Consider the following 26,795-nt stretch of genomic DNA (forward strand, 5'->3'; position numbering starts at 1 on the left):
TCCTTAAGGCAGCAAGCTCTTCACGTTGATCGGCTCGGCTTCGTTTTGTGCGGCGCCCTTCGGCTTACCGGCAACGGCCATACCTGCAACACGATAGAAGTTGTAATCAGGGTTTTTACCGGGACCAGAGATCAGCAGATCTTCTTTCTCGTACACCAGGTCCTGACGTTTGAACTCGGCCATCTCGAAATCCGGTGTCAGCTGGATCGCGGTGGTCGGGCAAGCTTCCTCGCAGAGGCCGCAGAAAATGCAGCGCGAGAAGTTGATGCGGAAGAAGTCCGGGTACCAGCGACCGTCTTCGGTTTCAGCTTTCTGCAGGGAGATGCAACCCACCGGGCACGCCACGGCGCACAGGTTGCAGGCTACGCAACGCTCTTCGCCATCGGGGTCGCGGGTCAGCACGATACGGCCGCGATAGCGCGGCGGCAGGTACACCGCTTCTTCCGGGTATTGCAGGGTGTCGCGTTTGCGAAAGCCATGGCCGAAAACCATCACCAGGCTTCGCAACTGGGTACCGGTACCCTTAACGATGTCGCCAATATATTTGAACATGGGTCAAATCCTCACTGAACCGCGCCGGCTGGCGTGTTCAACAACACAACAGCAGCCGTCACCAGCAAATTGATCAGGGTCAGCGGCAGGCAGAATCTCCAGCTGAAATCCATCACCTGGTCATAGCGTGGGCGCGGAATAGAAGCGCGCAGCAGGATGAACAGCATGATGAAGAACGCCGTCTTCAAGAAGAACCAGAAGAACGCCAGTTGCGGCAGGATGTTGAACGGGCCGTGCCAGCCGCCGAAGAACAGCGTGACCAGCAATGCCGAGATCAAGATAATGCCGATGTATTCACCGACGAAGAACATGCCCCATTTCATGCCGGCGTATTCAATGTGGTAACCGTCGGCCAGTTCCTGTTCCGCTTCCGGCTGGTCGAACGGGTGACGGTGAGTCACGGCGACGCCAGCGATGAAGAAGGTACAGAAGCCAAAGAACTGCGGAATGATGAACCACAGGTTCTGCGCCTGGTACTCGACGATGTCGCGCATGTTGAACGAGCCGACCTGCACCACGATGCCCATCAGCGCCAGGCCCATGAACACTTCGTAAGACACGGTCTGGGCCGAAGCCCGCAAGCTGCCCAGCAGGGCGAACTTGTTGTTACTCGACCAACCGGCGAACAGCACCGCGTAGACCGACAGACCGGCCATGGCGAAGAAGAACAGCAAGCCGATGTTCAGGTCCGCGACGCCCCAGGTCGGGGTGATCGGGATAACGGCGAAGGCAATCAGCAAGGCGCTCATGGCCACGACCGGTGCCAGGGTGAAGATCACCTTGTCGGCAAACGGCGGGGTCCAGTCTTCCTTGAAGAACATTTTGAGCATGTCGGCAGCGATCTGGAACATGCCGAATGGGCCAACGCGGTTAGGACCGTAACGGTCCTGCCACCAGCCCAGCAGGCGACGTTCGACGAAGCTGAGCAGGGCGCCCGCAACGACCACGGCCAACAGGATCACGATGGCCTTGACGACCGAGATGATCACGTCGATCACTTCAGGGGTGAACCAGGTCATTGCGCTGCCTCCTGCAGACCGTCAACGGTTTGGCCAAAGATCGCAGGCGGAATGCCTGCAAGGCCTTTAGGCAGTGCAACCAGGCCCGCGCCCAACTCGTCATTGATGCGCAGCGGCAGACGCAGAGTCTTGCCACCGACGTTCAGGCTGAGCAGGGCACCGTCGTTGACGCCCAGGCGGTCGGCTTCGGACTTGGCCACGGACACATAAGCGGCCGGGATGCGCTCTTGAACCGGTGCGGCTTTCGAAGAGGTCTCTTCGCTGCCGAACAGGTGGAAGAACGGCACAACCTGCCAGGTGCCCTGGGCCGGGTTGAACGGACGCGGTACGGCGGTGAACCAGTTCAGCGAGTCACCGGTGCTTTCGATCAGGCGCGTGCCCGGGTCGCCAGCGCGGATGTGACCACCCACTTCGTCCTGGAACTTGTTCCAGGCCTGTGGCGAGTTCCAGCCCGGCGACCAGGCAAACGGCACCTGCTGACGTGGCTCGACCGAACCCGAGTAACCTTCCATGGAGAAGGCGAACGCGGTGTCAGGGTCTTGCGGTGTACGCGGTTCGTGCACGCTGATGTCGGCGCGCATGGCGGTACGACCGGAGTAACGCAGCGGTTCACGGGCCAGTTTCAAGCCCTTGATGCGGAACGAGGCAGACGGTGCAGCATCAACGATACGTGCCAGCTGCGGGGCGCTTGCGGCGGCCGCTGCGGTGACGTGGTCAAGCTGGGTCCAGTCGATCGGCTGGTTCAGCAGGGTAGCGCGCAGGGCATGCAGCCAGCGCCAGCCTTCGTGAACCAGGATGCTGGCGTCCATGTACTTCGGATCGAACACCTGGAAGAAGCGCTGGGCGCGGCCTTCCTGGCTGACCAGCGTACCGTCGCCTTCGGCGAAGGTGGCGGCGGGCAGCACCAGGTCGGCACGTTCGCTGGTGGCGGTCTTCTGGTGGTCGGCAACGATCAGCACTTTGGCCGCATCCAGCGCGGCGTCGACCTTGGCCGAATCCGTGCGGGTGTACAGGTCGTTTTCCAGTACCACGATGGCGTCGGCTTGACCGTCAGTCACGGCTTGCAGCGCGGCGTCCAGGGATTCGCCGCCGAGCATGGCCAGGCCGAGGCTGTTGGCTTCCGGCACGACCAGGCTGATGGAACCGTTCTTGTCACGCAGCTTCAAGGCTTTGGCGATGTTGGCAGCCGCTTCGATCAGTGCTTTGGAACCCAGCGAGGTACCGGCAATGATCAATGGACGCTTGGCGGCCAGCAGGGCGTCGGCGATGCGCTGGGCCAGTTCACCGGCTTCAGTGTCCAGGCCTTCGACGGCAGGCGCGCTGGCGTCCAGGGCGTGAGCCACGGCGAAACCGATGCGGGCCAGGTCGTCAGGTGCGGCGTGGACGCATTCTTCAGCGATGTCGTCGAGCTTGGTTTCAGCCAGGCTTGCAATAAACAGCGGGTTCAGCGCGTGCTGGCCGATGTTTTTCACCGCAGCGTCGAGCCAAGGCTGAACGCGCATGGCATCGGCCATGTCTTCAGCTTTGCCTTTGACCGACTGACGCAGCGACAGCGCGATACGCGCGGCGGTCTGGGTCAGGTCTTCACCGAGCACGAAGATCGCGTCGTGGTCTTCGATGTCACGCATGTTCGGCACCGGCAACGGGCTGTCGTTCAGCACTTGCAGGACCAGGCGAATGCGCTCCAGCTCAGCGGCTTCGATACCGCAGTAGAAGTGCTCGGCGCCGACCAGCTCGCGCAACGCGTAGTTGCTTTCGAGGCTGGCGCGTGGCGAACCGATACCGACGATGTTGCGGCCGCGCAGCAGCTCGGCGGCTTTATCCAGCGCGTCGTCCAGGCTCAGCTTGGCGCCATCGGCGAGCAGTGGCTGGCGTGGGCGGTCTTCGCGGTTGACGTAGCCATAGCCGAAACGGCCACGGTCACACAGGAAGTACTGGTTGACCGAACCGTTGAAGCGGTTTTCGATGCGACGCAGTTCGCCGTAACGCTCGCCCGGGGAAATGTTGCAACCGCTGGAGCAGCCATGGCAGATGCTCGGCGAGAATTGCATGTCCCACTTACGGTTGTAGCGCTCGGAGTGAGTCTTGTCGGTGAACACACCGGTCGGGCAGACCTCGGTGAGGTTGCCGGAGAACTCGCTTTCGAGCACGCCGTCTTCAACGCGACCGAAGTACACGTTGTCGTGAGCGCCGAATACGCCCAGGTCGGTGCCGCCGGCGTAGTCTTTATAGAAGCGTACGCACCGGTAGCAGGCGATGCAGCGGTTCATTTCGTGAGAAATGAACGGGCCGAGGTCCTGGTTCTGGTGCGTACGCTTGGTGAAGCGATAACGGCGCTCGTTGTGGCCGGTCATCACCGTCATGTCTTGCAGGTGGCAGTGTCCGCCTTCCTCACAGACCGGGCAGTCGTGGGGGTGGTTGGTCATCAGCCATTCGACAACGCTGGCGCGGAACGCCTTGGATTCTTCATCTTCGATGGAGATCCAGGTGTTGTCGGTGGCTGGCGTCATGCAGGACATGACGATACGACCACGGGTGTCGTTCTCGTCGGTGTACTGCTTGACCGCACACTGGCGACAGGCACCAACGCTACCAAGGGCTGGGTGCCAGCAGAAATAAGGGATGTCGAGGCCTAGTGAGAGACATGCCTGTAACAGGTTGTCTGCCCCATCGACTTCGAGCGCTTTGCCGTCTACGTGGATAGTGGCCATGGTTCAAAGTTCTTCGTTGGCCCGTTGTCAGCGGGCGTGGCTAATGGAATCTTGTTATTCATGTGCATCTACACAGCCATAAAGGCGTCAGCACATGAGAAGGCGAAGCGCACGGGCCCTTCGCCTTTTTAAGCGTTACGCACCGACCATGGTCGGTGTGACCACCTGATTCAGATCGCCGGCGCGCGCAGGTGCGATGCCAGCCTCGAATTCAGAGCGGAAGTATTTGATTGCGCTGCCCAGTGGTTCCACGGCGCCCGGTGCGTGAGCACAGAAGGTTTTGCCTGGGCCGAGGAAACCGACCAGACCCAGCAGGGTCTCGATGTCGCCTGGCTGGCCTTCGCCTTTCTCGATCGCCATCAAGAGCTTCACGCTCCAGGGCAAACCGTCACGGCATGGGGTGCAGAAACCGCAGGATTCGCGGGAGAAGAACTGCTCCATGTTGCGCAGCAGCGAGACCATGTTCACGGTGTTGTCCACCGCCATCGCCAGGCCGGTCCCCATACGGGTGCCGACCTTGCCGATGCCGCCGGCATACATTTGTGCGTCCAGGTGCTCAGGCAGCAGGAAACCGGTGCCGGCGCCGCCTGGCTGCCAGGCTTTCAAGGTGTAGCCGTCGCGCATGCCGCCGGCGTAGTCCTCGAACAGCTCGCGTGCGGTCACGCCGAACGGCAGCTCCCACAGGCCAGGGTTCTTGACCTTGCCGGAGAAGCCCATGAGCTTGGTGCCCATGTCTTCACTGCCTTCGCGGGCCAACGATTTGTACCAGTCCACGCCGTCGGCGATGATCGCCGGCACGTTGCACAGGGTTTCCACGTTGTTTACGCAGGTCGGCTTGCCCCACACGCCTACGGCGGCAGGGAAGGGCGGCTTGGAGCGCGGGTTGGCGCGGCGGCCTTCGAGGGAGTTGATCAGTGCGGTTTCTTCACCGCAGATGTAACGCCCGGCGCCGGTGTGCACGAACAGTTCGAAGTCAAAACCGGAACCCAGGATGTTCTTGCCCAACAGGCCTGCAGCCTTGGCTTCTTCCACGGCACGGGTGAGGTGCTTGGCGGCGGTGGTGTATTCGCCACGCAGGAAGATGTAGCCCCGGTAGGTTTTCAGCGCACGGGCGCTGATCAGCATGCCTTCGATCAGCAGATGGGGCAGTTGCTCCATCAGCATGCGGTCTTTCCAGGTGTTGGGCTCCATTTCATCCGCGTTGCACAGCAGGTAGCGGATGTTGATGGATTCGTCTTTGGGCATCAGGCCCCACTTAACGCCCGTGGGGAAGCCTGCACCGCCGCGGCCTTTGAGGCCGGCGTCTTTCACGGTCTGGACGATGTCGTCCTGAGCCATGTCGGCGAAGGCTTTGCGCGCGGCGGCGTAACCGTTCTTGGCCTGGTACTCGTCGAGCCATACAGGCTCGCCGTCGTCACGCAGGCGCCAGGTCAGCGGGTGAGTCTCGGCCGAACGCTTGATCAGGTTGGCCGGGCCGAAAGATGTAAGGGTCATGGGTAGCCCTCGAGCAATTGGGTCACGCCAGCAGGCTGCACGTCACCGAATGTGTCGTCGTCGATCATCAACGCCGGCGCCTTGTCGCAGTTGCCCAGGCAGCACACCGGCAGCAGCGTGAAGCGCCCGTCCGCGGTGGTCTGGCCCAGGCCGATGCCCAGTTTGTTCTGGATCTCGCTGACCACTGACTCGTGGCCACCGATGTAGCAGACCATGCTGTCGCACACGCGAATGATGTGGCGGCCCACCGGCTGACGGAAGATCTGGCTGTAGAACGTGGCCACGCCTTCAACGTCGCTGGCCGGGATGCCGAGGATCTCGCCGATGGCGTAGAGGGCGCCGTCCGGCACCCAGCCACGTTCCTTCTGGACGATCTTCAAGGCTTCGATCGACGCCGCGCGCGGGTCTTCGTAGTGATGCAGCTCGTGCTCGATGGCCGAGCGCTCGGTTTCACTCAGGGTGAAACGATCTGTTTGGATAAGCGTGCTGTTCATGCTTAGCGGTCCACGTCGGCCATAACGAAATCGATACTACCCAGGTACGCAATCAAGTCCGCGACCATCTCGCCTTTGATCACCGAAGGGATCTGCTGCAAGTGCGCGAAGCTTGGGGTACGAATCCGGGTGCGGTAGCTCATGGTGCCGCCATCGCTCGTCAGGTAATAACTGTTGATACCCTTGGTCGCTTCAATCATCTGGAAGGATTCGTTGGCCGGCATGACCGGGCCCCACGAAACTTGCAGGAAGTGCGTGATCAGGGTTTCGATGTGCTGCAGCGTGCGTTCTTTCGGCGGCGGCGTGGTCAGCGGGTGATCCGCCTTGTACGGACCCGCCGGCATGTTGCGCATGCACTGCTCGATGATCTTCAGGCTCTGGCGCATTTCTTCGACGCGCACGATGCAACGGTCGTAGGCATCGCCGTTGGCCGCCAGCGGTACTTCGAATTCGAAGTTCTCGTAGCCGGAGTACGGGCGTGCTTTACGCAGGTCGAAATCGCAGCCGGTGGAGCGCAGGCCGGCACCGGTGACGCCCCATTCCAGGGCCTCTTTGGTGTTGTACTGCGCGACGCCGATGGTACGACCCTTGAGGATGCTGTTGTCCAGCGCGGCCTTTTGGTACTCGTCCAGACGCTTGGGCATCCAGTCGATGAATTCCTTGACCAGGCGCTCCCAGCCGTTTGGCAGGTCGTGCGCCACGCCGCCGATGCGGTACCAGGCCGGGTGCAGACGGAAACCGGTGATGGCTTCGATAACCTTGTAGGCGCGCTGACGGTCGGTGAAGGTGAAGAACACCGGGGTCATGGCGCCAACGTCCTGGATGTAGGTACCCAGGAACAGCAGGTGGCTGGTGATCCGGAAGAACTCGGCCATCATGATGCGGATGGTGTCGACGCGGTCCGGCACCTTGATGCCGGCCAGCTTCTCGACCGAGAGCACGTACGGCAGGTTGTTCATCACGCCGCCGAGGTAGTCGATACGGTCGGTGTACGGAATGAAGCTGTGCCAGGACTGACGTTCGGCCATCTTCTCGGCACCACGGTGGTGGTAACCGATGTCCGGCACGCAGTCGACGATTTCTTCGCCGTCCAGTTGCAGGATGATACGGAAGGCACCGTGGGCCGAAGGGTGGTTCGGGCCCAGGTTGAGAAACATGTAGTCCTCGTTGGTGCCGGAGCGTTTCATGCCCCAGTCTTCCGGACGGAAGCGTGCAGCCTCTTCTTCCAGCTGCTGCTTGGCGAGCGTCAAGCTGAACGGATCGAATTCGGTGGCGCGCGCAGGGTAGTCCTTGCGCAGCGGGTGACCTTCCCAGGTGGGCGGCATCATGATGCGCGTCAGGTGCGGGTGGCCCGGGAAGTCGATGCCGAACATGTCCCAGACTTCGCGCTCATACCAGCTGGCGTTCGGCCAGATGCCGGTGATGGTCGGAATGCTCAGGTCGCTTTCGGACAGGGCAACCTTGATCATCACGTCGCTGTTACGCTCCAGCGACATCAGGTGATAGAACACGGTGAAATCGGCGCCGCTCGGCAGCCCCTGGCGCTTGGTGCGCAGACGCTCGTCCACGCCATGCAGGTCATAGAGCATGACGTACGGCTTGGGCAGGTTGCGCAGGAAAGTCAGGACTTCGACGAGCTTGGCACGCGCCACCCACAGCACCGGCATACCGGTGCGTGTGGCCTGGGCGGTGAAGGCGTCAGGGCCAAAACGGTTATTGAGTTCGACAACCACATCCTGGTCGTCTGCCTTATAAGGCGGGATGCGTCGAGCACTGCCTGTAGTCATGGTTTTTTATCGCTTTCGGTCAACGTAAAGAATGAAGCCAGGTTTTCGTTCTATAAAAGAAGCGGTGCTGGATCAGACTTCGTCGGGGCTGCGCAGGTTGGTGACTGCGATTCGCTGTTCGCGGCGCTGTTCCTTTTGTGACGGCATCTCGGCGCGATACACGCCTTGATCGCCGACAACCCAGGAAAGTGGGCGACGCTCCTTGCCAATCGATTCCTGCAACAGCATCAAGCCTTGCAGAAACGCTTCGGGGCGGGGCGGGCAGCCAGGCACGTAGACGTCCACGGGCAGGAACTTGTCCACCCCTTGAACGACGGAGTAGATGTCGTACATGCCACCGGAGTTGGCGCACGAACCCATGGAGATAACCCACTTTGGCTCGAGCATTTGCTCGTAGAGACGCTGAATGATCGGCGCCATCTTGATAAAGCAGGTGCCGGCGATAACCATGAAATCCGCCTGGCGCGGTGATGCCCGGATAACTTCGGCGCCAAAGCGCGCGATGTCGTGGGGCGCCGTGAAGGCGGTGGTCATTTCCACGTAGCAGCACGAAAGACCGAAGTTGTACGGCCATAGGGAGTTCTTACGCCCCCAATTGACCGCGCCACTCAGCACGTCTTCGAGCTTGCCCATGTAGATGTTTTTGTGGACTTGGTCTTCTAACGGGTCGGAAACGGTTTCGCGTTCGCCGATTGGGTACTGCTCGTTAGGAGCATCCGGGTCGATCCTGGTGAGATTGTATTGCATCGCCAAAGCCTCATTGTTTCAGCTTCGCTTGCCGCTTGCGACGAGCTTCCGGAGCCCAGTCAAGGGCGCCCACTCGAAATAGGTAGACAAGGCCTGCCAACAGAATTGCTATGAAAACGAGGGCTTCGACGAATCCGGTCCAGCCGCTTTCGCGGACGGACACAGACCAGGCAAAGAGAAAGAGGGCTTCGATATCGAAGATCACGAACAGCATCGCGACCAGATAGAATTTGGCTGAGAGCCGCAAGCGGGCGCCACCTGTAGGCAGCATGCCGGACTCGAACGGTTCATTTTTGCTGCGGCCCCAGGCTTTTGACCCGAGGAGGCTGGAGACACCAAGCATGAAGGCGCAAAGGCCGACAACACCGAGGAGGAAAATGGCAAAGCCCCAGTTGTGGGCCATGAGTCCTGTCGCTTCGGTCATGCTGGAAATCCTTAACAGAGAGCAAAGGTCTCTGAGCTCGAAAAAAGTAACGATGCAGTGACGATATGTCGCACTGCAATCAATCGCGGTGATTTTATGGCTAAACACCGGGCAAGTAAAATTCCGATAGCGAAATTATTCGATGGAATAAGCACATAGTGCACCTTCTTGGGGCTGTAGCCCTTGCGGGGCGGGGATTAGCGGGCATTTAATCAATTCTGTTTTGTTTAACGGGTAACGAAGTTTTCATGCGCTAAATGATAATGAATATTGTTTGCGCGGGGTTTAAGCGAATGTTTCTCGTGTGGCGGGGGAAGTTGCCGTTACTTGCTTGATTGGTGCTTAGTTGCTGGTGGGGATCTTTTAACTGATTTGATTCGGGCAAACACCGCTCTGGATCAATGTTTTGCGCAAAACATTCAGGTTGCATGCATCCCCACATTTTTAATCTCCTGTGTCTCAGGGCGTTTTTTCCTGGCAAAAAAAAACGCCCCGAACCAGTCGGGGCGTGATTGTTGTGCGGCAATGCGGTTAGGTCTTCCATGGGGCCGCAATGGCCGTGTACTCGCTACTTAGTGGAACTGCTCTTCTTCGGTCGAACCGGTCAACGCGGTCACAGACGAGGTGCCGCCCTGGATCACGGTGGTCATGTCGTCGAAGTAGCCCGTGCCGACTTCCTGCTGGTGCGCCACAAAGGTGTAACCCTTGGCGGCGTCAGCGAATTCCTGCTCCTGCAGCTTCACGTAGGCGGTCATGTCGTTGCGGGCGTAGTCATGCGCCAGGTTGAACATGCTGTGCCACATGTTGTGAATGCCGGCCAGGGTGATGAACTGGTGCTTGTAACCCATGGCGGACAGTTCGCGCTGGAACTTGGCGATGGTCGCGTCGTCCAGGTTCTTCTTCCAGTTGAAAGAAGGCGAGCAGTTGTAGGACAGCAACTGGTCCGGGTATTCCTTCTTGATCGCTTCAGCAAAGCGACGCGCTTCGTCCAGGTCCGGCTTGGCTGTTTCGCACCAGATCAGGTCGGCGTACGGCGCGTAGGCCAAGCCGCGAGCGATGGCTTGGTCGAGGCCGGCGCGCACTTTATAGAAGCCTTCCTGGGTACGTTCGCCCGTCACAAACGGCTGGTCGTACGGGTCGCAGTCCGACGTCAGCAAGTCAGCGGCGTTCGCATCGGTACGGGCCAGGATGATGGTCGGGGTGCCAGCAACGTCAGCAGCCAGGCGAGCAGCAGTCAGCTTTTGTACGGCTTCCTGAGTCGGCACCAGTACCTTGCCGCCCATGTGGCCGCATTTCTTCACCGACGCCAGTTGGTCTTCGAAGTGCACGCCGGCAGCGCCAGCCTCGATCATGCTCTTCATCAGCTCGTAGGCGTTGAGTACGCCGCCGAAACCGGCTTCAGCGTCCGCCACGATTGGTGCGAAGTAGTCGATGTAGCCTTCGTCGCCCGGGCCTTTACCAGCTTTCCACTGGATCTGGTCGGCGCGGCGGAACGAGTTGTTGATGCGCTTGACCACGGTGGGTACCGAGTCCACCGGGTACAGCGATTGGTCGGGGTACATGGATTCAGCGGAGTTGTTGTCCGCTGCCACTTGCCAGCCGGACAGGTAGATCGCCTGGATACCGGCTTTTACCTGCTGGACTGCCTGGCCACCAGTGAGGGCGCCCATGCAGTTGACGAAATCTTTTTCGGGACGGAAGGACGGCTTGGCACCCTGGGTGACCAGCTTCCACAGCTTCTCGGCGCCGAGTTTTGCAAAGGTGTGCTCAGGTTGAACCGAGCCACGCAGGCGGACGACGTCAGCAGCGGAATAAGCGCGGGTTACGCCTTTCCAGCGTGGGTTTTCAGCCCAATCTTTTTCAAGGGCTGCAATTTGCTGTTCGCGTGTCAGTGCCATGGGAAAAACCTCGTCGCATAGGTCTAGGTGGAAAATTCCATTTGCCAGCCACGTACTCAGTGCGTGGTGATGGCTGCTCGCTGACCAGAAGCTTGGCGGTCAAGCCGGGTTTGGCGGGGAGGGCGACGGGATGAACGACAGGCTCAAGGGGGAGTTGAGCAGGTAAGGGCGAACTGCGAACGGTCTTCGGGCATCGTGGGCCTTTGTACGATCCATCAGTGTGTAGCCGGGTTACCTGGTTAGCTTCCGTCCCTCGGGACAACTTCATTCCAGTCGCAACCTCGTCAAACACACCTTGTGGGCGGTACAGACACGGATCGGCTCAGGTGGGTAGCTTAGAGCGGCGATCCGAAGGCCCTTGCCAGGGCCCCTGATTAGCGGGAGCGAGGCCATCATGCACAGGCTTTTTTGGATCGTCAAATGTTTTGTAGTGCTTTTTTTAAAGCACTACATCTTTAGTCTAAGACGACTCGTCAGTCAGTTTTTGGTGCTTCAGTTCAAGGTGTCGACCTTGACCCGCAAAGTCAGGTCATCACGGCCTTGAGTAGAGTAATTGCGGGTTGTAGAGGATTTGTCGGCCTGGGTCTCACGGTTGATGCCGGCCAGTGGGATCCACTCGCCCAGCCTGCCGCTGACAGTTGTGTCGGTACTCTGAACGTTCACTACATCGGGACGTTCCTGGCTCATGCGGTCACGGTTGGTGCTGATGGCCAGGTGCACGGTCTCGCCGGTGACGCTGGCGGTGACGTAAAAGCCCTGGGTGACGTTGCGATACTGGGTCTGGTTTTGCGGGCGGCCGTAGGCGTCGGGCTGAGTAGTGGTCAGCGGTACGCTCTGGCCAACCTGGATCAGCGCGGGCACGCCTTCACTGGCCTGGATCTGCTGGATGCCGCCGTCGCGGCTGGCGGTACCGTAGCTGATGATGCGCGTCTGGTTGTCGCCGCTGTTCTGCTGGTTGTTTTCGTTGGTGTCGACGGTAATCAGCAGGCGCTTGGCGGGTGTGTCCAACTGCGCGAGCAGCGCGCGCAGGTCCTCGATCTTGCCCGGGTCGGCTTTCACAATCAGCTGGTTGCCGTAGGCGCTGACGCTGCCGTCCTTGCCGATGAAGTTCTGCGCTACCGGCAGCAGGTCGGCGCTGGTGCGGTTGCTCAGGTTGACGACCGCGGTGTCGGCGATTGCCGAGGCGCTGAGAGTCAGGAGGAGGGCGGTGAGCAGGGTGCGTAGGGACATGTCCGTTATCTCTGCGAGTCATTTAGCGTGATAGTGCCAGTTTGTCGGCCTGGCAGGTCGCAAGTTTAGTCGTGAGCCGGCTTGGTGCAGTGAGCGGCCTTGCCGTGGTGAGCGAGCTTGTTGTGGCGAGCGGGCTTGCCCCGCGTTGGGCTGCGCAGCAGCCCCAAAAAAAACGCCGCATTCTTTCAGAAAGAACGCGGCGTCTGGTTTTAGGGCCGTTGCGCAGCCCAGCGCGGGGCAAGCCCGCTCGGCACAGGGATCAGCCTTCGCGTACCATGTCCACATGCGGAATCCCGACTTCAAGAAACTCATCGCTGACAATCTTGAAACCCAGCCGCTCATAGAACGGCGCCGCATACACCTGCGCACTCAGAAACTGCTTGGTCTGGCCGCGTTGCTCGGCCAGCCCAATCACCGCTTCCATCAGCTTGTCGCCAACCTTCAGGCCGCGCCAGTCCTTGAGCACCGACACGCGCCCGATCTCGCCACTGGGCAGCAGGCGCGCAGTACCAATCGGAAAATCGCCTTCGAACGCCAGAAAATGCACGGCGTCGGCGTCGTCCGCGTCCCACTCAAGCTCAGGTGGAACCGATTGCTCAGCGATAAATACCGCTTCACGAATGCGCCGAATCTCGTCGATATCCTTTCGCCAGTCCGCGACACTTACGTGAATCTTATTCATCGGCAAATCCCAGGCTTCCTTGCTTGACCAATTCGCACAGCAGGTCGCGACCGTCTTCGTCTGCGAGCCACTCGCCGAGGTTTTCGCTGTGCAAGGCGTCGGCCGAGCACACCAGCTTCAACAGCTCGCGCAGTTTGCCTGGCAGGTAACGGCTCTGACCGCTGGCGAACAGCAATACATCGTCATCGACTTCCGACCACGCCATCCGCGCGCTTGGGTTGCGCACCAGGATCGCGCCGCCTTCCAGGCTGTTGACGAAGTCCTCTTCGCCCAATTCTTCGCCCGCCACCAGTTCAGGGTAGCGCGGCTCGGTCATGAACTGGCCAAACCAGGTCAGCAGCATGCGCTCGTCGCTCATGTGCTCGGCCAGCAGGCTCTTCAGGCGGTCCAGCGCGTCACCCTGGATCTGGTGCGGGTCGCTTGCCGGCTGGGCGTCGGCGTCGGTGTAACGCTCTTCGTCCGTCAGGTACTGGCTGAGGAAGTCGGTGAAGTGGGTCAGCACTTCAGCGGCGCTTGGCGCGCGAAAGCCTACCGAATAGGTCATGCAGTCATCTTCGGCGATACCGAAGTGTGCCAGGCGCGGCGGCAGGTAGAGCATATCGCCCGGTTCCAGCACCCATTCTTCGCTTTGTTCGAATTCGGCGAGGATGCGCAGGTCGGCATGCTGCAGCAGCGGGCTTTCGGAGTTGCACATCTGGCCGATTTTCCAGTTGCGCTTGCCTTGGGCTTGCAGCAGGAACACGTCGTAGTTATCGAAGTGCGGGCCAACGCTGCCGCCGGGTGCGGCAAAGCTGATCATCACATCGTCGATGCGCCAGCTTGGCAGGAAGCGAAAGTGCTCCAGCAACTCGGCGACTTCCGGCACGAACTGATCGACGGCCTGCACCAGCAGGGTCCACTCACGCTCGGGCAGGGTGCTGAAGGCGTCTTCGGCGAATGGGCCGCGACGCAGTTCCCACGGGCGTTCGCCGTGTTCGATCACCAGGCGCGATTCAACTTCTTCTTCCAGGGCCAAGCCGGCCAGTTCGTCGGCGTCGATCGGGCTTTCGAAATCAGGGATGGCCTGACGGATCAGCAACGGTTTTTTCTGCCAGTAGTCGCGCAGGAATTCGCGTGCCGTGATGCCGCCCAGAAGTTGAAGAGGAATATCAGGATTCATGTGTAACCTATTGAAAGAAAGCACTTTTAAGACAGGAATAAAAACGCCCGGCGCGGCCGGGCGTCTCAAGAGGGCTTGCGCGAATCAGATGCGCTTGGCTTGGGCCACCGCGTTGCCGATGTAGTTGGCCGGGGTGAGCAGTTTCAGCTCGGCCTTGGCAGCGGCTGGCATCTCCAGGCCGTCGATGAAAGTTTGCAGCGCCTCGGGGCTGATGCCCTTGCCGCGCGTCAATTCTTTAAGCTTCTCGTACGGGTTTTCGATGTTGTAGCGGCGCATCACGGTTTGAATCGGCTCGGCCAACACTTCCCAGCACGCGTCCAGGTCAGCGGCGATTTTCTGCTCGTTGAGCTCAAGCTTGCTGATGCCTTTGAGGCTGGCTTCGTACGCGATCACGCTGTGAGCGAAGCCCACGCCGAGGTTGCGCAGTACGGTGGAGTCGGTCAGGTCACGCTGCCAGCGGGAGATCGGCAACTTGCTGGCCAGGTGCTGGAACAGGGCGTTGGCGATGCCGAGGTTGCCTTCGGAGTTTTCGAAGTCGATCGGGTTGACCTTGTGCGGCATGGTCGAGGAACCGATTTCACCGGCAATGGTGCGCTGCTTGAAGTAGCCCAGGGAGATGTAACCCCAGATATCGCGGTCGAAGTCGATCAGGATGGTGTTGAAGCGCGCAATCGCGTCGAACAGCTCGGCGATGTAGTCGTGCGGTTCGATCTGCGTGGTGTACGGGTTGAAGCCCAGGCCCAGCTCGTCTTCGATGAACGCGCGAGCATTTTCTTCCCAGTCGATTTCCGGGTAGGCAGAGAGGTGGGCGTTGTAGTTGCCCACGGCGCCGTTGATTTTGCCCAGCAGCGGCACGGCGGCGACTTGAGCGATCTGACGCTCCAGGCGGTACACCACGTTGGCCAGTTCTTTGCCCAGCGTGGTCGGCGAAGCCGGTTGGCCGTGGGTGCGCGACAGCATCGGCACGTCGGCGAAACGGATCGCCAGTTCGCGGATGGCGTTGGCGGTCTGGCGCATCAGCGGCAGCATCACGTCATCGCGGCCTTCGCGCAGCATCAGAGCGTGGGACAGGTTGTTGATGTCCTCGCTGGTGCAGGCAAAGTGGATGAACTCGCTGACCTTGGCCAGTTCCGGCAGCTTGGCCGCTTGCTCTTTGAGCAGGTATTCGATGGCTTTTACGTCGTGGTTGGTGGTGCGCTCGATCTCTTTGACACGCTCGGCGTGCTCCAGAGCGAAGTTTTCCGCCAGGGCGTTCAGCACCGCGTTGGCTTCGGCGGAGAACGCCGGCACTTCGCTGATGCCAGGGTGGGCGGCCAGGCGCTGGAGCCAGCGCACTTCAACCAGAACACGAGCACGGATCAAGCCGTATTCGCTGAAAATAGGGCGCAGGGCCTGGGTTTTGCCGGCGTAGCGGCCGTCAACAGGGGAAACCGCAGTGAGCGAAGAAAGCTGCATGGGGTGTTCTCGGACAGTCGGGCAACGAAATGGGGCGCGTATCATACATGAAAAAATCCGCCGGTCCGTTGCCAACTGACCGGCGTATTACGCGTGAGGCGATAAAAATCCTGGTTGCTGCGACTTATTCGTTGCGCATCAACGGGTAAAGCTCTTTGAGCAATTTGCGTCGGCTGATCACCAGTTGCCAACGATGACCGCCCAACTGGCGCCACAACCGTGCCGAACGGATACCGGCCAGGAGCAGGGCGCGGATTTTAGAGGCATTGTTCGGTTGCTGCAGGTTGCGCATGTCGCCGTGCACCTGGATGCGTTGGCGCAAGGTGCTCAAGGTGTCCTGGTACAGCGCGCCGCAGGCGGCGATCACGTTTTCGTGGGCCGGGCCGAAGTGCTCGACCTGGGATTGGATCTGCGGCAGGCGCTTGCCGATGGTCTCGAGCATGTCGTCACGCTTGGCCAATTGGCGCTCAAGGCCCAGCATCGACAGGGCGTAGCGCAGGGGTTCGCGCTGCAAGGTGCTCGGATCGCGCTCCAGTGCGCCGATCAGCGCGCGATAGCCTTCGCGCAGCGCCAGGTCGTCGCCGCCATAGACTTCCAGGGTGTCCTTGGGGTCGCGGATCAGCAGGCTGCCGAGCATGCAGGTCAGGCCTGCCTCCGTCACCTGGCCGGTCTTGGCGATCTTGTCGACCAGTACCGCAGCGAGGAAAACCCCACCGAGTGCGGTCAGTTGCTCCTGGGTCGGGCTCATGCCGGGCTGCTCCAGGGTTCGGCGACTTCAATCACACCGCCCCCCAGGCAAATTTCGCCGTCATAAAACACCACGGACTGGCCAGGCGTGACCGCGCGTTGCGGGTCATCGAACGTGGCGCGATAGCCACTGGCGGTTTTCTCCAGGGTGCAAGGCTGGTCGCTCTGGCGATAGCGCACCTTGGCGGTCAGGCGGCGCGGCGTGCTAAGGTCGATCGGGTTGACCCAATAGATCTCCGAGGCCAGCAGCGCGCGCGAGAACAGCAGCGGGTGTTCATTGCCCTGGCCAACGATCAGCACATTGTTTTCCAGGTCCTTGACCAGCACGTACCACGGCTCTTCACCTGCGTCTTTCAAACCGCCGATGCCCAGGCCCTGACGCTGGCCGATGGTGTGATACATCAGGCCGTGGTGGCGACCGATGACATCACCTTCGGTGGTTTTGATTTCACCCGGTTGTGCCGGCAGGTACTGCTTGAGGAAGTCGCTGAAGCGGCGCTCGCCGATAAAGCAGATCCCGGTGGAGTCCTTTTTCTTGGCGGTGGCCAGGCCGTGTTTCTCGGCAATTCTGCGCACTTCGGGTTTTTCCAGCTCGCCCACCGGGAACAGGGTCTTGGCGATCTGTTCGCCGCCGACGGCGTGCAGGAAGTAGCTCTGGTCCTTGTTCGGGTCCAGGCCTTTGAGCAGTTCGGTGCGGTCATCCACGTCGCGACGGCGCACGTAGTGGCCGGTAGCAATCAGGTCCGCGCCAAGGATCATGGCGTAGTCGAGGAACGCCTTGAACTTGATTTCGCGGTTGCACAGGATGTCCGGGTTCGGCGTGCGGCCGGCCTTGTATTCGGCCAGGAAGTGCTCGAACACGTTGTCCCAGTACTCGGCGGCGAAATTGGCGGTGTGCAACTTGATGCCGATCTTGTCGCACACGGCCTGGGCGTCCGCGAGGTCGTCCATGGCGGTGCAATATTCCGTTCCATCGTCTTCTTCCCAGTTCTTCATGAACAGGCCTTCCACCTCATAACCCTGCTCCATGAGCAGAACGGCGGAAACGGAAGAATCCACGCCGCCGGACATACCGACGATGACGCGCTTCTTTTGTGTGTCAGAAGGGGCTGGATCACGCATAGGATTTCAACGGGTGTCTTTAAAAAGGACGCGATTCTAGCAGGCTCGCGTCCGCAAGGCTAAAGAGAAGGGCGGATCAGTTCCAGACTGTGGCGCTGGCCGCTCAAATAATCATCGATGCAACGGATGATCAACTCGCTGCGCCAGTCGTCGCGCAGGGCCATCAGCTCGTCGCGGGTCAGCCAGCGGGCGCGGACGATGCCGTCGTCCAGTTGATAGTCCGGGTGGTGTTTCAGCGCCTTGGCGGTGAAGCAGACCCGCTGGTAGGTCACGCCATTGCTGGGCGCGGTGTACAGGTAGATCCCGACAATGCCGGTAGCCTCGACGTCCCAGCCGGTTTCTTCAAGGGTTTCGCGCACGGCGGCTTCGGTCAGGGTTTCGTTCGGGTCCAGGTGGCCGGCGGGCTGGTTGAGCACGGCGCGGCCGCCCTTGAGTTCCTCGACCATCAGGAAGCGGCCGTTGTCTTCGACGAGGGTGGCGACGGTGATGTGGGGTTGCCAGGTCATGGGAGGCCTCGATTCAAGATATGACGCGGTGTTTGGGCACAATTGCGGTCAGTGTGGGAGGGGGCTTGCCCCCGATGACGGTGTGTCAATTACCAATAGCTCGACTGATCCATCGCTATCGGGGGCAAGCCCCCTCCCACATTTGATCCGGTTTCTTGCGTAGAACGGCAAAAACAGAAACCCCGGCACGGGGCCGGGGCTTCTTTGCATCCTTACAACCTTACTTCAACTTGGCAATCGCCGCGTTGAGGGTGTTGCTTGGGCGCATGGCTTTGCTGGTCAGTTCCGGGTTCGGCGCGTAGTAGCCGCCGATATCCACTGGCTTGCCCTGCACGGCGTTCAGCTCGGCAACGATGGTCGCCTCGTTGTCGCTCAGGGTTTTGGCCAGTTCGCCGAACTGCGCTTGCAGTGCAGTGTCTTCGGTCTGGGCGGCCAGGGCTTGAGCCCAGTACAGCGCCAGGTAGAAGTGGCTGCCGCGGTTGTCGATGTTGCCGACTTTGCGCGATGGCGACTTGTTGTTGTCCAGGAACTGGCCAGTGGCCTGGTCCAGGGTCTTGGACAGCACCAGGGCTTTCGGGTTGTTGTAAGTGACACCCAAATGCTCAAGGGATGCTGCCAGGGCCAGGAACTCGCCCAGGGAATCCCAGCGCAGGAAGTTCTCTTCAACCAGCTGCTGCACGTGTTTCGGAGCCGAACCGCCGGCGCCGGTTTCGAACAGGCCACCGCCGTTCATCAGCGGCACGATCGACAGCATCTTGGCGCTGGTGCCCAGTTCCATGATCGGGAACAGGTCGGTCAGGTAGTCGCGCAGTACGTTGCCGGTCACCGAGATGGTGTCCAGGCCTTTGCGGATGCGCTCCAGGGTGAACTTCATCGCGTCGACCGGCGACATGATGCGGATGTCCAGGCCGTCGGTGTTGTGGTCTTTCAGGTAGGCCTGAACTTTCTCGACCACGACGCCGTCGTGCGCGCGCTGTGGGTCCAGCCAGAAAATGGCCGGGGTGCTGCTGGCGCGGGCACGGTTGACGGCCAGTTTGACCCAGTCCTGGATCGGCGCGTCTTTGGTCTGGCACATGCGGAAGATGTCGCCGGCTTCAACAGTCTGTTCCATCAGCAGGTTGCCCTTGCTGTCGGTGACGCGGACAACGCCGTCAGCCTTGATCTGGAAGGTCTTGTCGTGAGAGCCGTACTCTTCGGCTTTCTTCGCCATCAGGCCAACGTTTGGCACGCTGCCCATGGTGGTTGGGTCGAAAGCGCCATTGGCCTTGCAGTCTTCGATGACGGCTTGGTAGATGGTGGCGTAGCAGCGATCCGGGATCACTGCCTTGGTGTCGTGCAGCTGACCATCGGTGCCCCACATCTTGCCGGAGTCACGGATCATGGCCGGCATCGAGGCGTCGACGATCACGTCGCTCGGCACGTGCAGGTTGGTGATGCCTTTGTCGGAGTTGACCATCGCAAGCGATGGGCGAGCGGCGTAGACCGCCTGAATGTCGGCTTCGATCTGCGCTTGCTGCTCGGCCGGCAAGGCCTTGATGCGAGCGTACAGGTCGCCGATGCCGTTGTTCAGGTTGAAGCCGATCTGCTCCAGCACGGCAGCGTGCTTGGTCAGGGCGTCTTTATAGAACTCGGCAACGATCTGGCCGAACATGATCGGGTCGGAGACCTTCATCATGGTGGCTTTGAGGTGAACCGACAGCAGCACGCCTTGTTTCTTGGCGTCTTCGATTTCGGCGGCGATGAACGCGCGCAGGGCTTTTTTGCTCAGCACGGCGGTGTCGATGATTTCGCCAGCTTGTACCGAAGTCTTTTCTTTCAGCACGGTAGCGGTGCCGTCTTTGGCAATCAGCTCGATCTTCACTGCGTCAGCGGCTTCGATCTGTACGGCTTTTTCGCTGCCGTAGAAGTCGCCGTTGCTCATGTGAGCGACGTGCGACTTGGAGTCTGCAGCCCAGGCGCCCATTTTGTGCGGGTGCTTGCGTGCGTAGTTCTTGACCGACAGCGGTGCGCGGCGGTCAGAGTTGCCTTCGCGCAGTACCGGGTTCACGGCGCTGCCCTTGACCTTGTCGTAACGTGCACGGGTTTCTTTTTCCGCGTCGGTGGTTACGGTTTCCGGGTAGTCCGGCAGGGCGTAGCCCTGGGCCTGCAGCTCCTTGATCGCCGCTTGCAGCTGCGGGGTCGAGGCGCTGATGTTAGGCAGCTTGATGATGTTGGCTTCAGGCGTAACGGCCAGGTCGCCCAGTTCGGCGAGGTGGTCCGGGATAGCCTTGGTGCCCAGTTGCTCGGGGAAGCTTGCGAGGATGCGCGCGGCGAGGGAAATGTCGCGGGTTTCCACAGCAATATCAGCGGAAGCGGTGAAGGCCTCTACGATAGGCAGCAATGAATAGGTGGCGAGGGCTGGGGCTTCGTCGGTGAAGGTGTAGATGATCTTCGAGCGGGTGGGCATATTCGGATTAACTCTCTTCTTTGCTGAAAGCGTGCGCAGAAACTCGAGATGCGCCGGGTGGAGCGCGTTCGTTCAAAGTCATCCATGAGCGAAATGTCGAGGTTTCTTCGCGGTGATGTTGGGTTGCATCAGTCGAGCGTCAAGCGGGTGGACTATTGTAATAGTCCTGCTTTCTGGCTGAAGGCTACTGTCTAGAGCGGTCAGCTGTCGTGACTCTTGGGTCAGCGGCGGCATTATACATACGTCGCTATGCTTACGCCGAGCCTTCATACAAAAGGTGCGTCGTCCATTGGTCTAAAGGTCGCAGGTTGCCAGGTACGACTAACGTCGCACGATGTGCTCAAGATTGGCGATTTTGCCTTTGCTTTCAGGCTTGTAGGCAACCAAATATGCTGTTTTCGATGCAAATGAGCGTGGCGTGAGGTTTCAGTCGCCATATATCTGGAGTAGGCTCGAACGCAGCCAGATGTTCAATCCATAGATGGAGTTCAGCATGGGATACAAGAAGATTCAGGTTCCGGCAGTCGGCGACAAAATCACCGTCAATGCAGACCATTCTCTCAATGTTCCTGACCAACCGATCATCCCTTATATAGAAGGCGACGGTATTGGCGTCGACATCAGCCCGGTGATGATCAAGGTGGTCGACGCCGCTGTTGAAAAGGCTTACGGCGGCAAGCGCAAGATCTCCTGGATGGAGGTTTACGCGGGCGAGAAAGCGACTCAAGTCTACGATCAGGACACCTGGCTGCCCCAGGAAACCCTGGATGCGGTCAAGGATTACGTGGTCTCCATCAAGGGGCCCCTGACCACGCCGGTCGGCGGTGGCATTCGTTCGTTGAACGTGGCCCTGCGTCAACAACTCGACCTTTATGTGTGCCTGCGCCCGGTGCGCTGGTTTGAAGGTGTGCCCAGTCCGGTCAAAAAGCCTGGCGATGTCGACATGACGATCTTTCGTGAGAACTCCGAGGATATTTACGCCGGCATCGAGTGGAAGGCCGGCTCGCCGGAAGCGATCAAGGTGATCAAGTTTCTCAAGGAAGAAATGGGCGTCACCAAGATCCGCTTCGACCAGGACTGCGGGATTGGCGTCAAGCCGGTCTCCAAAGAGGGCACCAAACGTCTGGCGCGTAAGGCCCTGCAATATGTGGTGGATAACGATCGTGATTCGCTGACCATTGTGCACAAAGGCAACATCATGAAGTTCACCGAGGGCGCCTTCAAAGAGTGGGCCTACGAAGTGGCGGCTGAAGAATTTGGTGCGACGCTGCTCGACGGTGGGCCGTGGATGCAGTTCAAAAATCCTAAAACCGGCAAGAACGTGGTGGTCAAGGACGCCATTGCCGATGCCATGCTTCAGCAAATTCTGCTGCGTCCGGCCGAATATGACGTGATCGCGACCCTCAACCTGAACGGTGACTACCTTTCCGACGCCCTGGCGGCGGAGGTGGGGGGGATTGGTATTGCGCCGGGGGCCAACCTGTCCGATACCGTGGCGATGTTCGAAGCCACCCATGGCACGGCGCCCAAGTATGCGGGCAAGGATCAGGTCAACCCGGGCTCATTGATCCTGTCGGCGGAAATGATGCTGCGCCATATGGGCTGGACCGAAGCCGCCGACTTGATCATCAAGGGCACCAATGGCGCGATTTCGGCCAAGACCGTGACCTATGACTTCGAGCGCTTGATGGACGGCGCCAAGCTGGTGTCGTCATCGGGTTTTGGTGATGCGCTGATTTCGCATATGTAAATCACGGGCCATAAAAAACCGGCCATTCTGAAGTCTCGGAATGGCCGGTTTTTTTGTGGGGCACTTACTGAAAAAACTGATCAGGCCGTTTGCTTCTTCTTTGATTGAGTGGGCTGATCTGTCTTGAGCTTCTTTTCGTGCATTTCTTCAGGTGGTTGCGCCTCTGTTTGCGCCTCGGCCGCCGAGATTGCAACCGCGTGCAGTCCCTTGGGCCCCTGAATGGTTTCAAATGTCACTGCTTGGCCCGCTTTCAGCGTCTTGTACCCGTCCATGGTAATCGCTGAATAATGCGCAAAGAGATCTTCTTCGGGTTTTCCTTCTGCATTTATGAAACCGTAGCCTTTGGCATTGTTAAACCATTTGACCTTGCCATTGATCTTGACGCCAGACATACCATATCCCTCTGCACCAGACTCCATCACTGGAGTATCATCCAGTTTATCCGTCCTAACCCGAATAAATAAGGTTGACTGCGCGGACCTTTTTTACCCACTGTGGGCTCTATTGGTTGTAACACTGATTCGCCGATAGTCAAGGCGACCATTGGGTCAGAGTTGAAATTCTGACAGGTCGCCCCCATCACTGTACTTGAACCACTGACGAACCTTTCTTTCCATGCATGCAAACAGCCAGATTCGACTAACATTCAATCAGGATCGCCCGGATCAGGAACATGACGACGACGGTTCTGCGGGCATTGCTGTTCAGGAAGCGAAGCCTGCCTTACAGGCGCCGCCGATGTACAAGGTGGTTTTGTTCAATGATGACTACACACCGATGGATTTCGTGGTCGAAGTGCTCGAGGTGTTTTTTAACCTGAACCGCGAGTTGGCGACCAAGGTAATGCTGGCCGTTCACACAGAAGGACGGGCAGTATGTGGAGTGTTTACCCGCGACATCGCCGAGACAAAGGCCATGCAGGTCAACCAGTACGCCAGGGAAAGCCAGCATCCGCTACTCTGTGAAATCGAGAAGGACGGTTAACGCCGACCACTTGGGTATGAGGTGAAGCTATGTTAAACCGCGAGCTCGAAGTCACCCTCAATCTTGCCTTCAAGGAGGCCCGTTCGAAGCGTCATGAATTCATGACCGTCGAGCACCTGCTGCTGGCACTTTTGGATAACGAAGCTGCCGCCACCGTGCTACGTGCGTGCGGCGCCAACCTCGACAAACTCAAGCATGACCTGCAGGAGTTTATCGACTCCACTACGCCACTGATCCCCGTGCATGACGAGGACCGCGAAACCCAGCCAACCCTGGGCTTCCAGCGGGTCTTGCAGCGTGCGGTATTCCACGTCCAGAGCTCCGGCAAGCGTGAAGTCACAGGCGCCAATGTGCTTGTGGCTATCTTCAGCGAACAGGAAAGCCAGGCAGTGTTTCTGCTCAAACAGCAGAGCGTTGCGCGTATTGATGTCGTCAACTACATCGCCCACGGTATCTCCAAGGTGCCAGGGCACGGCGATCATTCCGAGGGTGAGCAGGATATGCAGGACGACGAGGGCGGTGAGTCTTCTTCTTCAAGCAACCCGCTGGATGCCTATGCCAGCAACCTCAACGAGTTGGCGCGCCAGGGGCGGATCGATCCGCTGGTGGGCCGCGAGCTTGAAGTTGAGCGTGTAGCGCAGATCCTCGCGCGTCGTCGCAAAAACAACCCATTGCTGGTGGGCGAGGCGGGCGTGGGTAAAACCGCGATTGCTGAAGGCCTGGCCAAACGTATTGTCGATAATCAGGTGCCTGACCTGCTGGCCAACAGTGTCGTCTACTCCCTTGACCTGGGCGCATTGCTCGCCGGGACCAAGTACCGTGGCGACTTCGAGAAGCGCTTCAAGGCGCTGCTCGGTGAGCTGAAAAAGCGCCCGCAGGCGATCCTGTTTATCGATGAGATCCACACCATCATTGGCGCCGGTGCGGCTTCCGGTGGGGTGATGGACGCCTCCAACCTGCTCAAGCCGTTGCTGTCGTCGGGTGATATCCGCTGCATCGGTTCGACCACCTTCCAGGAATTTCGCGGGATCTTCGAGAAAGACCGCGCCTTGGCGCGTCGCTTCCAGAAAGTCGACGTGTCCGAGCCTTCGGTTGAAGACACCATCGGCATCCTGCGTGGGCTCAAGGGGCGTTTCGAAGCGCACCATGGCATCGAGTACACCGATGAGGCGTTGCGCGCAGCGGCCGAGCTGGCGTCACGCTACATCAATGACCGGCATATGCCGGACAAGGCCATCGACGTCATCGACGAAGCGGGTGCCTACCAGCGCCTGCAACCCGTCGAGAAGCGCGTGAAGCGCATCGACGTGCCTCAGGTCGAGGACATCGTGGCGAAGATCGCGCGGATTCCGCCAAAACACGTCACCAGTTCCGACAAGGAACTGCTGCGTAACCTGGAGCGTGACCTCAAGCTCACCGTGTTCGGTCAGGATGCGGCCATCGACTCGCTGTCCACCGCGATCAAGCTGTCGCGCGCGGGCCTCAAGTCGCCGGACAAGCCGGTCGGTTCGTTCCTGTTCGCAGGCCCTACCGGCGTCGGCAAAACCGAGGCGGCGCGGCAGTTGGCCAAGGCCATGGGCATTGAGCTGGTGCGCTTTGACATGTCCGAATACATGGAACGCCACACGGTGTCGCGCCTGATCGGTGCGCCTCCGGGCTACGTCGGTTTCGACCAGGGCGGTCTGTTGACCGAAGCAATCACCAAGCAGCCGCATTGCGTGTTGCTGCTCGATGAAATCGAGAAGGCCCACCCGGAAGTCTTCAACCTGCTGCTGCAGGTCATGGACCACGGGACCCTGACTGATAACAACGGGCGCAAGGCGGACTTCCGCAACGTGATCGTGATCATGACCACCAACGCCGGTGCTGAAACCGCCGCGCGGGCTTCGATCGGCTTTACGCATCAGGATCACTCCTCCGATGCAATGGAAGTGATCAAGAAAAGCTTCACGCCGGAGTTCCGCAACCGCCTGGACACCATTATCCAGTTTGGTCGCCTCAGCCATGAGGTCATCAAAAGCGTGGTGGACAAGTTCCTTACCGAGCTTCAAGCGCAGTTGGAAGACAAGCGCGTGCAGCTGGACGTAACGGACGCGGCGCGCAATTGGCTGGCGGAGGGTGGTTACGACGCGGCAATGGGCGCTCGCCCAATGGCACGTCTGATCCAGGACAAGATCAAGCGGCCACTGGCCGAAGAGATCCTGTTCGGCGAGCTCTCCGACCATGGTGGCGTGGTGCATATCGATCTGAAGGACGGCGAGCTGACCTTCGATTTCGAAACCACGGCTGAAATGGCCTGACATCGCTGACCGCAACAAAGCAAAAAGGCGCCCAAGGGCGCCTTTTTGCTGTCTGTCTCAAACACTGAAGATCAACTGTGGGAGCTGGCTTGCCTGCGATTGGATGGGTCAGTCAGCAACGTGCTTACTGTCATACCGATATCGCAAGGCAAGCAACTCTCCTATTAATCTCACGCGTCTGGATAGATAGCGCACACACAAAAACGCCCGGCAGAACCGGGCGTTTTGTATTGACTTGATTAACGAGCGCGGTAAGTGATGCGCCCTTTGCTCAAGTCATAGGGCGTCAGCTCGACGCGCACCTTGTCACCGGTAAGAATACGAATGTAGTTCTTGCGCATCTTGCCGGAGATATGCGCGGTTACGACGTGCCCATTTTCCAACTCCACACGAAACATGGTGTTGGGCAGGGTGTCGACGACAGTGCCTTCCATTTCGAAGCTGTCTTCTTTCGACATGCAGTAAAGCCCTCGGTATCCAGTGAATGGCCCGGTGCAACTGCGCCAGGCAAAAGCGGCGTGCATTGTGCCCGAAAAAGGGTGTTTAAGCCAAGGGGTTCTAGTTAAGCGTGACCCATCTTTGATTAATAAGTAGCTCAATCGGCCGATATTGGGTCTTGTAGTTCATCTTTTTGCAGTTTTTTATCCAGTAACCGAGGTACACCGCCTCCAGTTCCAGGCGCAAGGCTTCACCGATTTGCCACAGAATTGCAAAGCGTCCCAGGCTGCGACGTTCTTCGCTTGGCTCGTAGAACGTGTAAACCGCGGACAGGCCGTTGGGCAGCAGATCGGTCACGGCCACCGCCAGCAGGCGTCCGTCCAGGCGAAACTCATAGAAACGAGAAAACGGCAGGTCGCGCACCAGGAACGTCGAAAACTGATCGCGACTGGGTGGGAACATATCGCCGTCGGCATGGCGTTGTTCGATGTAGCGCTGGTAGAGATCGAAATATTCTTCGCTGTACTGAGGCTTGGTGGCGGTCACCGTCAGGTCGGCATTGCGCTTGAGGATACGTTTCTGGTTACGGTCCGGCAAAAACTGCGCAGCCGGGATGCGTGCCGGCACGCAAGCATTGCAATTCTGGCAATGGGGGCGGTACAGGTGATCGCCGCTGCGCCGAAAACCCATCTCTGACAGGTCGGCGTACACGTGCACGTCCATTGGCTGGCTGGGGTCGAGGAACAGCGTGGTGGCCTGCTCGTCGGGCAGATAGCTGCAAGAGTGGGCTTGAGTGGCATAAAACTTCAAGCGCGCCAGCTCGGTCATGATCAACCCTCGGGATAAGCTT

Annotated in this window: 23 protein-coding genes; 3 read left to right on the forward strand and 20 right to left on the reverse strand. The window is 59.5% G+C overall.

The window, feature by feature from the left end; all coding sequences use genetic code 11:
• Nucleotides 1–3: 3 nt before the first annotated feature.
• The 17 genes from nuoI to L8K08_RS19600 form a co-directional block, all read right to left on the reverse strand.
• Nucleotides 4–552, reverse strand: a complete 549-nt coding sequence (gene nuoI / locus L8K08_RS19520; protein ID WP_003174725.1) for an NADH-quinone oxidoreductase subunit NuoI — start codon at nucleotides 550–552, stop codon at nucleotides 4–6.
• An 11-nt stretch (nucleotides 553–563) separates the two neighbouring features.
• Complete coding sequence (gene nuoH, locus L8K08_RS19525) at nucleotides 564–1,571, reverse strand: NADH-quinone oxidoreductase subunit NuoH (RefSeq protein WP_053256843.1); 1,008 nt, start codon at nucleotides 1,569–1,571, stop codon at nucleotides 564–566.
• A complete protein-coding gene (gene nuoG / locus L8K08_RS19530; RefSeq protein WP_242199461.1) occupies nucleotides 1,568–4,282 on the reverse strand; it encodes an NADH-quinone oxidoreductase subunit NuoG in 2,715 nt (904 codons plus the stop codon). Before nuoG ends, nuoH begins: the two co-directional genes overlap by 4 nt.
• A gap of 135 nt (nucleotides 4,283–4,417) precedes the next feature.
• Nucleotides 4,418–5,776 carry an NADH-quinone oxidoreductase subunit NuoF gene (gene nuoF / locus L8K08_RS19535; protein WP_106579872.1) on the reverse strand — a complete coding sequence of 453 codons (1,359 nt, stop codon included), beginning with the start codon at nucleotides 5,774–5,776 and terminating at the stop codon, nucleotides 4,418–4,420.
• Nucleotides 5,773–6,270 (reverse strand): NADH-quinone oxidoreductase subunit NuoE, encoded by a 498-nt coding sequence (gene nuoE / locus L8K08_RS19540; RefSeq protein WP_056861694.1) that lies wholly within the window; start codon nucleotides 6,268–6,270, stop codon nucleotides 5,773–5,775. The genes nuoF and nuoE overlap by 4 nt, the downstream gene beginning before the upstream one ends.
• Nucleotides 6,271–6,272: 2 nt before the next feature.
• Nucleotides 6,273–8,057 carry an NADH-quinone oxidoreductase subunit C/D gene (gene nuoC / locus L8K08_RS19545; protein ID WP_106579871.1) on the reverse strand — a complete coding sequence of 595 codons (1,785 nt, stop codon included), beginning with the start codon at nucleotides 8,055–8,057 and terminating at the stop codon, nucleotides 6,273–6,275.
• Nucleotides 8,058–8,129: 72 nt separating this feature from the next.
• Nucleotides 8,130–8,804, reverse strand: coding sequence for an NADH-quinone oxidoreductase subunit B (locus L8K08_RS19550; RefSeq protein ID WP_003174719.1), 675 nt, complete (start codon nucleotides 8,802–8,804; stop codon nucleotides 8,130–8,132).
• Nucleotides 8,805–8,814: 10 nt separating this feature from the next.
• The gene (locus L8K08_RS19555; protein WP_003219575.1) at nucleotides 8,815–9,228 is read right to left on the reverse strand and encodes an NADH-quinone oxidoreductase subunit A; all 414 of its coding nucleotides are present in this window, start codon (nucleotides 9,226–9,228) and stop codon (nucleotides 8,815–8,817) included.
• Between the two features lie 572 nt (nucleotides 9,229–9,800).
• Complete coding sequence (gene aceA / locus L8K08_RS19560) at nucleotides 9,801–11,126, reverse strand: isocitrate lyase (RefSeq protein WP_003219577.1); 1,326 nt, start codon at nucleotides 11,124–11,126, stop codon at nucleotides 9,801–9,803.
• A gap of 492 nt (nucleotides 11,127–11,618) precedes the next feature.
• Complete coding sequence (locus tag L8K08_RS19565) at nucleotides 11,619–12,356, reverse strand: secretin N-terminal domain-containing protein (protein WP_242199462.1); 738 nt, start codon at nucleotides 12,354–12,356, stop codon at nucleotides 11,619–11,621.
• A gap of 259 nt (nucleotides 12,357–12,615) precedes the next feature.
• Nucleotides 12,616–13,038 carry a GNAT family N-acetyltransferase gene (locus L8K08_RS19570; protein WP_145164686.1) on the reverse strand — a complete coding sequence of 141 codons (423 nt, stop codon included), beginning with the start codon at nucleotides 13,036–13,038 and terminating at the stop codon, nucleotides 12,616–12,618.
• Nucleotides 13,031–14,197 carry a cupin domain-containing protein gene (locus L8K08_RS19575; RefSeq protein ID WP_124417851.1) on the reverse strand — a complete coding sequence of 389 codons (1,167 nt, stop codon included), beginning with the start codon at nucleotides 14,195–14,197 and terminating at the stop codon, nucleotides 13,031–13,033. Before L8K08_RS19575 ends, L8K08_RS19570 begins: the two co-directional genes overlap by 8 nt.
• Nucleotides 14,198–14,281: 84 nt before the next feature.
• On the reverse strand, nucleotides 14,282–15,652 hold the full coding sequence (purB, locus tag L8K08_RS19580) for an adenylosuccinate lyase (RefSeq protein ID WP_242199463.1): 1,371 nt from the start codon (nucleotides 15,650–15,652) through the stop codon (nucleotides 14,282–14,284).
• 124 nt (nucleotides 15,653–15,776) lie between these two features.
• Nucleotides 15,777–16,400 (reverse strand): high frequency lysogenization protein HflD, encoded by a 624-nt coding sequence (hflD, locus tag L8K08_RS19585; RefSeq protein ID WP_046068637.1) that lies wholly within the window; start codon nucleotides 16,398–16,400, stop codon nucleotides 15,777–15,779.
• The gene (gene mnmA / locus L8K08_RS19590; protein ID WP_242199467.1) at nucleotides 16,397–17,521 is read right to left on the reverse strand and encodes a tRNA 2-thiouridine(34) synthase MnmA; all 1,125 of its coding nucleotides are present in this window, start codon (nucleotides 17,519–17,521) and stop codon (nucleotides 16,397–16,399) included. The genes hflD and mnmA overlap by 4 nt, the downstream gene beginning before the upstream one ends.
• A 59-nt stretch (nucleotides 17,522–17,580) precedes the next feature.
• Nucleotides 17,581–18,027, reverse strand: a complete 447-nt coding sequence (locus L8K08_RS19595; RefSeq protein WP_124417848.1) for an NUDIX hydrolase — start codon at nucleotides 18,025–18,027, stop codon at nucleotides 17,581–17,583.
• A 220-nt stretch (nucleotides 18,028–18,247) separates the two neighbouring features.
• Nucleotides 18,248–20,473: an NADP-dependent isocitrate dehydrogenase gene (locus L8K08_RS19600; RefSeq protein ID WP_242199470.1), complete on the reverse strand. Its 2,226-nt coding sequence runs from the start codon at nucleotides 20,471–20,473 to the stop codon at nucleotides 18,248–18,250.
• 493 nt (nucleotides 20,474–20,966) lie between these two features.
• Here L8K08_RS19600 and icd point away from each other — a divergent pair, with 493 nt between their 5' ends.
• On the forward strand, nucleotides 20,967–22,223 hold the full coding sequence (gene icd / locus L8K08_RS19605) for an NADP-dependent isocitrate dehydrogenase (RefSeq protein ID WP_122729012.1): 1,257 nt from the start codon (nucleotides 20,967–20,969) through the stop codon (nucleotides 22,221–22,223).
• A gap of 80 nt (nucleotides 22,224–22,303) precedes the next feature.
• Here icd and cspD read toward each other — a convergent pair whose 3' ends face one another.
• The gene (cspD, locus tag L8K08_RS19610) at nucleotides 22,304–22,615 is read right to left on the reverse strand and encodes a cold shock domain-containing protein CspD (protein ID WP_145164692.1); all 312 of its coding nucleotides are present in this window, start codon (nucleotides 22,613–22,615) and stop codon (nucleotides 22,304–22,306) included.
• Between the two features lie 223 nt (nucleotides 22,616–22,838).
• On the opposite strand from cspD, the gene clpS reads away from it, so the two are divergent.
• Together clpS and clpA are read left to right on the forward strand one after the other, a co-directional pair.
• Nucleotides 22,839–23,207: an ATP-dependent Clp protease adapter ClpS gene (gene clpS, locus L8K08_RS19615; RefSeq protein WP_005789091.1), complete on the forward strand. Its 369-nt coding sequence runs from the start codon at nucleotides 22,839–22,841 to the stop codon at nucleotides 23,205–23,207.
• A gap of 29 nt (nucleotides 23,208–23,236) precedes the next feature.
• A complete protein-coding gene (gene clpA, locus L8K08_RS19620; protein WP_106579861.1) occupies nucleotides 23,237–25,507 on the forward strand; it encodes an ATP-dependent Clp protease ATP-binding subunit ClpA in 2,271 nt (756 codons plus the stop codon).
• A 239-nt stretch (nucleotides 25,508–25,746) separates the two neighbouring features.
• Here the strand turns inward: clpA and infA are convergent, their stop codons facing one another.
• The gene (gene infA / locus L8K08_RS19625; RefSeq protein WP_002553999.1) at nucleotides 25,747–25,965 is read right to left on the reverse strand and encodes a translation initiation factor IF-1; all 219 of its coding nucleotides are present in this window, start codon (nucleotides 25,963–25,965) and stop codon (nucleotides 25,747–25,749) included.
• 100 nt (nucleotides 25,966–26,065) lie between these two features.
• The gene (locus tag L8K08_RS19630; protein WP_145164694.1) at nucleotides 26,066–26,773 is read right to left on the reverse strand and encodes an arginyltransferase; all 708 of its coding nucleotides are present in this window, start codon (nucleotides 26,771–26,773) and stop codon (nucleotides 26,066–26,068) included.
• Nucleotides 26,774–26,795: the final 22 nt, after the last annotated feature.

The organism is Pseudomonas sp. TREG-RG-20F-10-E-6-01, from assembly GCF_022662455.1.
GTDB lineage: Bacteria > Pseudomonadota > Gammaproteobacteria > Pseudomonadales > Pseudomonadaceae > Aquipseudomonas.